The organism is Lamprobacter sp., from assembly GCF_034860625.1.
GTDB lineage: Bacteria > Pseudomonadota > Gammaproteobacteria > Chromatiales > Chromatiaceae > Lamprobacter.
The window spans coordinates 1-1,322 of record NZ_JAYESN010000530.1 but is presented as its reverse complement, the minus strand read 5'-3'; the positions used below and the strand labels follow the sequence as shown (position 1 = coordinate 1,322).

The 1,322-nt window shown below is 58.5% G+C and carries 3 protein-coding genes; all 3 read left to right on the top strand.

The genetic code is table 11. The features are described 5' to 3' along the window. Nucleotides 1-487 (top strand): DUF29 domain-containing protein (locus tag VBE63_RS29500; protein WP_323686533.1); only part of this gene is annotated, 487 nt, incomplete at its 5' end. Nucleotides 488-579: 92 nt separating this feature from the next. Beyond that, nucleotides 580-867: a nucleotidyltransferase domain-containing protein gene (locus tag VBE63_RS29495; protein ID WP_323686532.1), complete on the top strand. Its 288-nt coding sequence runs from the start codon at nt 580-582 to the stop codon at nt 865-867. Nucleotides 868-1,128: 261 nt separating this feature from the next. Then, nucleotides 1,129-1,322 (top strand): DUF2887 domain-containing protein (locus tag VBE63_RS29490; RefSeq protein WP_323686531.1); only part of this gene is annotated, 194 nt, incomplete at its 3' end.

Below are 1,322 nucleotides of genomic sequence, written 5' to 3'. Positions count from 1 at the left end.
AGGCCAACGGAATACCCTGACGATGCACAGTCCATTGCGCGATCACCATGAGACAGCCACCGCCGCGTATGAAGCGGATTACGCGCTATGGCTACAAGACACCCGCAACAAGCTTGCGCAAGGTGACTTTGCTGCCATTGATGTCACCCATCTGCTCGAGGAGATCGATGATTTGAGTCGCCGAGAAAAGCGCAAAGTGAAACAGTTGCTCCGGCAACTGCTTGTGCACCTCCTCAAGCTCGAGTATTGGACGGATGAAGCGCCTCGCAACGGCAACCATTGGCGTGCCGAGATCACCAGCTTTCGCAAACAGATTCGCGATGAACTGGATGACAGCCCTAGCCTCAGACCCTATCTCAACGACCTGTACGAGATCTGCTATGCCGACGCGCGCGACATCGCTGCCGCACGCTCACAGCTGCCGCTCAGCGCCTTCCCCGAACGGCCCGCAGTGACGCTGGATCACGTCCTAAACGAAAGCGGTTGATCGGGACACAACAGAGCGCACCAGAACCCGGGACTTGACAGCCCCTTCACCTCAACACCGGCCTCCAGGGACCATCGACGCTTGAAGCCGCCATGCGCCTGACAGATGCACAAACACAGACGATCGTTCAGAGCGTCCAGCGCCATTTAGGGCGAGCGTCGCGGATATGGCTGTTCGGCTCAAGGCTCGATGACGCCAAGAAAGGCGGCGATCTCGATCTCTTCGTCGAGACCACGGATCACGCACTCCGCAACGAACTCCGTTGCAAGATTGAGCTTGAAGAGACCTTGGACATACCGGTTGACCTCATTGTGCGTCGAGTCGAAGAGCGCTCACCCATTGCAGAGATTGCTCAGCGCGAAGGCCGCTTGCTGCGATGACCCAACATCTCCAACTGATCGCCAAGAAACTCGAACACCTCGAGCGCATGCGCGGCTACTTGGCGTATTCCTTGGATCACGTCAGCCGCTTGATGCCCATTCTTTTTTTTCAGCGAGCTTGTCCAAGCAGCGCCGATCTTGATGGACTGGCATCAGCGGCTGACTGACTTCTGCCAGCGGAACTACAGTCGATGAGTGCAACGATCTTGAACGGTGAGGGGCAGTTGACCACCCTCAACACCATCGGCCACCGCTGAGCCGATGCACACCGACAAACAGATCGATCTGCTCCTCGGCGCCGACCCCGAGTTCCTGCGCCTGCTCACCAATGGCCTCCGCATCGATGGCCCCTATGACTTCCAGGCCATCGACGTCAAAGCCCTGGAGCGGCGCATCGACGGCGTCGTCCTCCCCGCCGACCTCAAGCAAGCGATCTGGGCGATCGAAGTGCAAGC

What these genes read in the sequence shown, in the direction of transcription:
- VBE63_RS29495 (WP_323686532.1), top strand. Translation starts at nt 580, where the DNA reads ATGCGCCTGACAGATGCACAAACACAGACGATCGTTCAGAGCGTCCAG.